Here is a 7,757-nt window from a genome sequence, read left to right on the forward strand (position 1 = left end):
ACGTTACCTATAAAGTAAACTAAGTTAGTATTTATAAAACGACTTAAACTTGGATAGGATTTTATGAACGTGTCATTACGTATTAGTCATTTATTTATGGTGTTATTACTTTTAGCCTTTAGCGTCAATGGCTATGCAGCACCGGCTCTATTCAAAATAGAAAAACAAGGCGCTAGCTCGTATTTATTTGGCACCGTGCATGTGGGTGATGCCAGCATGAAAGGGCTACCACAAAAAGTGACTCACGCACTGGATGACAGTAATCAAGTTGTTGTTGAAGTGGATATAAGTAAACTATCACCATTACAAATGCAACAACGTTCTATGCCGTTTATGCTGCTTACTAACGGGCGTACGCTACAGAGCGAGCTTTCAGAAAAAAATTATCAACTCCTCAAAGACTACTTTGCTAAAAAATCGATTGATATTGCCATGTTCAACAGTTTTAAACCTTGGGCTGTCATGTTGACCATGATGCAAATTGAGTTTCAAAACGCGGGCTATTCTGATAAAAACGGCATCGATAAGCAAATACTCGAGTACGCGCAAAAGCACAGTATTAACATTGCGGAGCTTGAAACCATAGAGCAACAACTACAGATGTTTAATGGCTTAGAGTCATTAAGCAATGCCATGATGGCAGAAACTTTTGAGCAACTAAGCGATATTAATACCTACTTTATCACCCTAGTGGATGCATGGAAAAAGGGCGATATGCAAACCCTAACCAGCTATTACCACACCAGTTTTGATGACAGCCAATACGGTCAACAAAGCGAGCAAGTGATGCTTATTGAGCGCAATAATAATTGGGTCACTCAGCTCACGCCTAAACTTGAACAAGGTAAGGTGTTTATTGCGGTAGGTGCTCTGCACTTAGTTGAGCAGCATGGTTTAATTAAACAACTTCGCGACCAAGGGTTTAAGGTTACTCAGTTATAAACAAGCTTATATAAGCGTCTCACTATGAGCAGCTTGTTGCCCATAGTGAGCCGGTTTAAAATCTTCCATTTTTAAGGTGTGTTCAATCCCTTTAATGGTATCTGCTGCATGATGGTTTACATAAATAACGGTACTCGTTTTTGCAGCACACACCTTTTCAATCAGCAGTAAAACGCGTTGACGATTTGCCTCATCAAGCCCTAAACATGGCTCATCTAAAATAAGCAAAGCAGGATGTTTAACCATTGCGCGCACAATCAGTAATAGTCGCTGATCGCCATACGATAGCTGGGTAAAAGCGCTATTTGTTTTGTCACTTAAACCTATTAGTGCCAACCACTCTTTAGCTAAACGCGTTTGTAACTCACTGGCTTGTTGATATAAACCTATACTATCGAAAAACCCTGAAATAATAGTATTAAGCGCCGAAATACTCACTCGATACTGCAAATGTAGCGTATTTGAAATATAACCAATGTGCTGTTTTATATCCCAAATACTCTCCCCTGTGCCACGCTTAAAACCAAACACTTCAATCTCATTGTTATAGCACTGAGGGTTATCACCTGTAATTAAATTTAATAAACAAGTTTTACCTGAGCCATTTTTCCCGGTGAGTTGCCAGTGCTGATATTGGTTAATCGTCCAGTTTAAATTTTCAAAAATTGTTTGTTCGCTGTAACGCACATGAGCATTAGTGAGCTTAACAAGTGGCATGTTTGTCGCTGATTTAAAACAGCGCTCAGGCGCACCGGGAATACTTAATGATGTATGCTCTAAATGAAGTAATTTGAATAAATCCGCTTGTTTTGCTGCACACGGTTTTGCCAAGCTATGTTGTAAACGACCATTATTCACATAAGCAAAGTGATCAACAAACGCTGGAATTTCGTCAACACGGTTTAGCACAAACACAAAGCAGGTTTGTGCGCTCAACTGCTGTAATAGGCGGTTGAGCTGCCCAACCGATTCAGAGTCTAAGCCATCAAATGGTTCATCAAGCACAACTAAATCACTGTTAGCAGATAGCGCTTTAATTAATAATAATTTACGCGTTTCGCCAGTAGATAAATCAGTAAAATCACGATTAAGTAAGGCATCAAAATTAAAAGCGGTGATTAACAGTTGGCATAAATCGCTATTTATTTGAGGCTCAGCAAAGAGCATGTCTGTTACTTTTTGTGGCTTTTCACTTTTACGATGCGTATTAAGTAACTGCTTTTGTAGATCACTTGACACTAATTGTAGCTTGTTAAAGGTACTATGACGTTGCCCGCTTTGTTGTTTTGCTTCACCAATTAACGCTGCTGCGAGTGCTGATTTTCCAGCACCATTACCCCCGAGTAAGACCCAATGTTCACCCTGCTTTACTTGCCAAGTTAAATCGTCGATATAATACCGTTCACTGTCATCGGTAGATAAATAACCACTAAATTGCTGTAGTAAAATTGAGCGCACGTTAGATCCCAAAACAGAGCTTAAAAACTCAAACTAACGTAATAAGGAATAATTAAGCAAGTGAGATTTAATCAACCTCAGGTAGAAAAGCATCGTTTAGCGCCGCGATTATACTTTGCTGATCTATGGGTTTATGAATATGACCTATTGCTCCACAAGCTTTAGCGCGAGCAAGATCACTATCAGAGGTGTTTGCGGTAACCACAATAATCGGCAGTGTTTTATCGTTATCATGCAAGATTTTAGTGGCTTCAAACCCATCCATAACCGGCATATTTAAATCCATAAAGATGACGTCATAAGATTTTTTGGCGACCATTTCACACGCTATTTTGCCATTCTCAGCGCATTCAGCGTGTATGTTCAATGCAGTTAATAGCTTAGTGAGTACCAGCATATTAAGTGGGTTATCTTCAACGACTAAACAATGTAAGTTATCAGGCATTGACGATGACTTGCTTAAAGTAGTATCCATCTCTAATGGTAATGTTAAAAATACAGATGCCCCTTGCTGACGATTATTTTCAAAACGAATCTCGCCCTTAAAGGCATCAACAATATATTGTACACGGGCAAGGCCTGTTCTGAGTCCTTGAAAATGGTTACTTTGCTCAGTGCTGTCTAATTCTAATTGCTCGATAAGGTGATCAAAGCCACAGCCGGTGTCCTCGACGCTCAGCGATAGTTGGTTATTGTTGAGCGTAGCGATGACTTTTACCTCTCCTTGCTCTGTAAACTTTAATGCATTACTAAGTAGCTCATTAACTATTTGTTGTAAGCGTGCATGATCTACAATCACCGCGCAGTCTAAGCTCGCTGCTAACTCTCTGATTAACTTTAACCCTTTTTCAGTACAACCATATTCATACACAACTAACACTTTATTTATGGTGGTTAGTAAGTTGTCAGAGGTCGGGTTTAACGACCAACGATTTAAACTCAGCGCTTGTAAATCTTGTAATTCATCTAACATCGCCAACAACCTCGCCGAGCAATACCGAGCTTGGCGCTGTATATCCTGCTGTGAAGTGGGAATTCTTAGCTCATCGATCGAGGTAATTAACCCCTGTAATGGGGTTCTAAATTCATGACTGGCTCGTGCAATAAAGTGCTCTTTGTTATTACTTACCTGCTCTGCAAATTCTTTTTGTTGTTGATACTTTTGTAAGGTCTGCAGAACTCGTTTTTCCATCGGCATAAACACAAATCTAAGTTCTAAAAACAATAATGCCAGAGTAAAAAACCAACAAAGCAGTTCAATACTAGAGATCCAATCAACCTTTTTTACCGCTTGTTGCTCAAATAAGCTCACCGCAGTGTCTAATTTTTTGAGTAATGCTTCAACTTCGCTCACAGAAAACGAAGCCAAATTAATAGGCTCCTTTCGAGAAACCAAATTTTTAGCTTGCGTTATAAAGGCCAACACTTCTGCATCTAAGTTGCTTGGGGGGGCATAATATAAATCAAATAAAGGTGTATTTAGACAAACTGCGTCACCTTGTTCATCCTTAGTGAGTAAATATTCATGGGCTTGTTCAAATAACTCAAGGGAGTGTTTTAACGATTGAAGATGTTGTGCGTGGTTATCCGTTTGATTAATTAATGCATTGCTATGCCAAGCTATTTTTTGCGAAAGCATACGTTGCTTGCCAGCTATATTGATAATTTTTGCATCGTATTTTTGCACTGAAAAGAAGTATTGCATCAGTAATGCAGATACGCTGACCAACAAGGCAATAGCAACTAAAGCCCAACGGTAACGTTTGCGAATACTCTTAACAATGTTGAACATACACTAGGTTACTTTTTTTGTTTTAACTGTAGCCTAAGCTTAGCAAACTAATTACTAAATTATTAAATATAAAAAACCCAGCTAGTTAAGCTGGGCTCTTGTAACCGTTTAGCGTGTACCTAACGATTTTCTAGTCGATTATAATCAAACATGCCAAATTCAACACCTCGGTACTGGCGGGCAACCTGATGTAAAATATCGCTGTATTGCCAAAATTGCGGGTGAGTTCGACGAATCGCAAACTTAGACTTTAAAGCGCGATAATCAGCTTCCACTTGCATTAGCGGTAACTGTTCGGCAAAGGCCGAAACCTGTTGGGCGTTATTTAAATACCAAATTGCAGAAGGGTAATCACCAATAAAGCCCGGAACAATTGTCACCGTATCTTCTTCATAGGCGCGCTGTCCATCTTCGTTTAGTAGACTCGAAATATTATAGTGCGCGTTATGGTGAATAATCGTATAGCCTGTGTGGCCATCCTGCTCTTTCACTAGCACATACGATAGCTGTGGCAGTAAGTTAACTGCTTTAGCAGGCATGGTATTAATCGCACTTAATGGTGCGGGTACTTTTTTATAGTCATAACGAGGACTTAAAACGGGCTCTAATGCCTCTTTAATTAAGCCATATAGCTCTGATTGCGGTTCATCTGTTTGATAGTTAATACCGCTGGGTTGACTAAACTCACGATTGTTTTCAAAAAAGGTCGACAAACTAGGTGGTGATTTTCGATACCAACTCTGTTTAATTGTCTCTCGCTGAGCTTCAGGTAACAAAGCTAAAAAGTTGTGCTCACCTTCTAAACGTAAAAAGTCCATGTATAAGCGCGTTATTAATTGATGGCCAATATTGCCATACACATCAAAGCCCGCAACTAACAAGTAATGAATACGCTCAAACAGCGCGTAATCAAGCACCCACATAGTTTTAGGTTGTTGGCCAATAAAGCCTTTAACTACAGTTGCACTATCAAAGTGTCGAAAAATAGTCAGTGCCGCATTTTGATTGTGCCCATCCCCTTTCCACAATAAGTCGGTGGTTAAATGCTCGCCGTTTTTGAACAGATTATTAGCAAGCTCTACCTTGGCTTTTAAGTAACGTTTTTCGCGAACCGAGTATTTGACCCAATTAGAAATCGGTAACGCATTACTTTCCTCTGCTGCGGGCAACTCTAATGCATCCTCATGTTGCACCAACATTTTACCTACCGCCGGAGTCGCTACCTTTTTAGGATCAGCAAACGCCACCCAAAAATGATCATTAATCACATTGAGTGCTATTTGACCACGACAAACAGGGCCTTTAATAAAGCCCATAATAATTAGCTCAGCTTCATCGAGCATAAATTGATATTTTGCATCTATAGGCAGTGCTTCAAACGTTTTAAACGGGTTTGATGCAAGGGTAGGCTCATAGCTTGGTAAACTAGATACAGTGTAATTTGGCGCAATAAATTGCTGGTAAATACGTGCCAACTTTTCATCATTAAGTTTAAGCGGTAAATGTGTTTTTGATAAAATAGTAGAACGGTCGTGAAGCAGTCGATAATAAACACGCTCAACGTTTGGATTATCGTAAGGGCGACGAGAACTTATTAATTTAATGTCTTCACCAGGGGGAGTACTTGAGCGTACCAACTTAAAAAAGTTAGGTGATTGTGCATCACTAAAGTAGATGTGTGCTAAAAACCAATGCTCATAAATATAGCGCGCTGATAATTGGTACTTCAAACCATCTTGATTTAAAAATGCTTCCCAGTTTTTTACTTGCGCAAGCTCAGCAGCTGATGGCGGCTTGATGTGCGCCATTTTCCCGCCTTTTTTAATCCAGTTTTGTAAGTGCTGAAATTCAGCAGCAGTCACTCCAGGCAAGCCATAAGGCATACCCGCATGCGGTTGCTCATCCGCTAATTGGTCAAACTCACCCATCGTCGCACAACTTTGGTTGCGGCTAAGTGAAAAATCAAAACGTTCATCTAATACTTCATCTTCTGGCAAGGGTGAACTTTGCTTTAATACCAGCGTATTAAATAACACACTACCCGCTAAATTGGCTTCTTCAGTTTGTGCTCGCTCGTTTAATACCGGGCTAAATTCTTTATCACGCCATTGCTCAGTCGTGGTTGCATCAAATAATAATCGGCTCGGCGTTGAGGCTAACAACCGAGTACCATCGTAAACCAACTCTTTACTGAGGCCTCTGTCGATACCTTCAGGAGAAGAGAGTTTTAATTGGCAAGGCGCATCATAACAGCCATGACAAACCACGCAGCGGTTATCGAGTACAGGCTTTACTTGCTGTAAAAACTCAGCCCCAGCACCGCTATTATGAGCAACCATACGATCTTGTGTTTTCTCAGGACCGAATAATTCATTGTAATGTGCATTACCTAAGTAAGCACAACCACTTAAGATAATCAGTACAAAAGTACCTATAATATTTTTTTTCATTATTCAGTCTCATCACCTAAATCGAACGTAGGCATCATATCGATTTGTGGTGATACGAATGTTAGGTTTTCAACAGTAGTCACCACAGCGCTTAATAGAGGGCCCTGTGTTATGGTTAATTGAGCGTCATGCTCGCTATGCGCTATGGTAGCAAAGCTTGAATTGATGATATTCAACTCATAGTCTGCAATGCTAATGCCTATACTACTGTCAGCACTGGGGTTCTGGCATAGTTGAGTAAGCAGCTCATCACTTAAGATAACTGAAATTTCCAAGTCAGGCTGCGCTAAGTCACGGGTACTTAGTGTTTCATCTAGAATAAATAAAGGAAGTGTTAAATTGCTATCTTGTTCAAGTTCCATTGGACTCTCTGCGCTACTGACTATTTAATTATTACCTATTATAACAACGTTCCAACTTAAATAACGATAAACAAGCCTTAAAATAGCCTCGTTAATTTTTAAGCAGCGGTATCAATGCTGCTTTAAACTTCGTTACGACAACAACAGGAACGCCAAACTTCACTCATTAAAACCTGAAACCTGCAGCATTACAGTAATTGAGAACTCAACGATCGTTGCTACTAAGCACCAATGCATAAGGTAAGTGTAGAACCTTCATGCTTTACCCTCTAAGTGCGATAAAACTCAACCCAAGTGACAGTGTTAAATTTACACCGAGCTGCTTTATACCAATCCGCAATAATACTCAATCATTTTGCGGGGCTAAACGTGCCGCTACCTGTGTTAAAAAATTCTCATTTAGAACAACTAAATAGCGAATTTTTTGCCTAGCTATCACCCCGTTTTTCCTGCCTCAAAATAGACCGCTTAATTAAGCGAATTGGTATTACCTAAAACCTTAAACCTTGCACCTGAAACCTTTATTTTATTGCAGGCATTAAAAAACCCGAGGCTAAGCTCGGGTTTTTTCGTATTAATTAGCTAGGCTAATTATTACTCTACGATAGTTGCTACAAAGCACCTATGCCTAAGGTAACTGCGCCACCTTCACATGATGTAAATCGCAGCCATTAAAAAAGGCCACCTAAGTGACCTTTTTCTAACAATTAACTTAAACGTTAATTATTACTCTACGATAGTTGCTACAACACC

The 7,757-nt window shown here is 39.7% G+C and carries 5 protein-coding genes; 1 reads left to right on the forward strand and 4 read right to left on the reverse strand.

Features of this window, described 5'->3' with window-relative positions; genetic code table 11:
* Window positions 1–63 precede the first annotated feature (63 nt).
* Window positions 64–942, forward strand: coding sequence for a TraB/GumN family protein (locus tag QL986_RS07985; protein WP_013463857.1), 879 nt, complete (start codon window positions 64–66; stop codon window positions 940–942).
* Between the two features lie 6 nt (window positions 943–948).
* Here the strand turns inward: QL986_RS07985 and modF are convergent, their stop codons facing one another.
* From modF to QL986_RS08005, 4 genes are all read right to left on the reverse strand, one after another.
* The gene (modF, locus tag QL986_RS07990) at window positions 949–2,400 is read right to left on the reverse strand and encodes a molybdate ABC transporter ATP-binding protein ModF (protein WP_013463856.1); all 1,452 of its coding nucleotides are present in this window, start codon (window positions 2,398–2,400) and stop codon (window positions 949–951) included.
* 67 nt (window positions 2,401–2,467) lie between these two features.
* Window positions 2,468–4,192, reverse strand: coding sequence for a response regulator (locus QL986_RS07995; RefSeq protein WP_013463855.1), 1,725 nt, complete (start codon window positions 4,190–4,192; stop codon window positions 2,468–2,470).
* Window positions 4,193–4,311: 119 nt separating this feature from the next.
* Window positions 4,312–6,642, reverse strand: coding sequence for a fatty acid cis/trans isomerase (locus QL986_RS08000; protein WP_016899318.1), 2,331 nt, complete (start codon window positions 6,640–6,642; stop codon window positions 4,312–4,314).
* Complete coding sequence (locus tag QL986_RS08005) at window positions 6,642–7,004, reverse strand: hypothetical protein (protein ID WP_013463853.1); 363 nt, start codon at window positions 7,002–7,004, stop codon at window positions 6,642–6,644. The genes QL986_RS08000 and QL986_RS08005 overlap by 1 nt, the downstream gene beginning before the upstream one ends.
* Window positions 7,005–7,757 lie beyond the last annotated feature (753 nt).

The organism is Pseudoalteromonas sp. APC 3250 (genome assembly GCF_030407915.1).
GTDB classification, from domain to species: Bacteria; Pseudomonadota; Gammaproteobacteria; order Enterobacterales; family Alteromonadaceae; genus Pseudoalteromonas; species Pseudoalteromonas tetraodonis.

Bases quoted from the DNA above. Each gene is read 5' to 3' on its own strand.
- QL986_RS07985 (WP_013463857.1), top strand. From the start codon at position 64: ATGAACGTGTCATTACGTATTAGTCATTTATTTATGGTGTTATTACTT.
- QL986_RS07995 (WP_013463855.1), bottom strand. From the start codon at position 4,192: ATGTTCAACATTGTTAAGAGTATTCGCAAACGTTACCGTTGGGCTTTA.
- QL986_RS08005 (WP_013463853.1), bottom strand. From the start codon at position 7,004: ATGGAACTTGAACAAGATAGCAATTTAACACTTCCTTTATTTATTCTA.
- QL986_RS08000 (WP_016899318.1), bottom strand. From the start codon at position 6,642: ATGAAAAAAAATATTATAGGTACTTTTGTACTGATTATCTTAAGTGGT.